We start from the raw sequence: 696 nt of genomic DNA on the forward strand, positions 1-696 counted from the left end.
TTTGATTTCGCCACTTAATAAAGCTTTATTTTCGATTAATTCAGCAATAGTAATTTGGGTAGTTGCTCCGAGATAACGTGGAGCTACAATATTAGTTGCTGTTTGTAAAAAGACAAGACAAATGCCTGCAAGTACTCCTGAAAGTGATAAGGGCCAAATAATTTTTTGCAATATTTGCCATTCGTTTGCTCCTAGATCTTTGGAGGCTTGAATAAGTTGGGGATTTATTTTGATAATTGAAGTGTAGATAGGCAAAAACATAAATGGTAAAAATAAATAAATAAGTCCCACAATCATAGCAAAATTAGTTTCTAAAAGATTGATATTAAAAGTTTTTTGTAATAAATGAAATATTTGGACTAATGCTTGGGTTTTGATAATCATATTAATCCACATAGTGCCATTGATGAGAATGACAAGAAAGCTTTGCCATTTCATTTTGAGGCGAGAAATCATATAGGCTAGAGGATAGACAATGATAAAGACACAAAAAGTAACAATAATAGAAATTGCAATTGATCTAGCAAGGACGTATAAAAATGATTGATTGGATAAAAATTCTTGATGGTGTTGTAAAGTAAAACGGGTTGCAAAAAATGCGTTTTGTTGGTTAGTATCTTGAAAAGAATCAAATAAAATAAAACCCATAGGTAAAATAATTAATCCTAATAAAATAATATAATAAGGCGAAATCAA

1 protein-coding gene is annotated in these 696 nt (G+C 29.9%); it reads right to left on the reverse strand.

The annotated features are described in order from the left end of the window. Window positions 1-696 (reverse strand): ABC transporter permease (locus OYV_RS04220; protein WP_081931955.1); only part of this gene is annotated, 696 nt, incomplete at both ends.

This window comes from 'Chrysanthemum coronarium' phytoplasma, from assembly GCF_000744065.1.
GTDB lineage: Bacteria > Bacillota_I > Bacilli_A > Acholeplasmatales > Acholeplasmataceae > Phytoplasma > Phytoplasma asteris.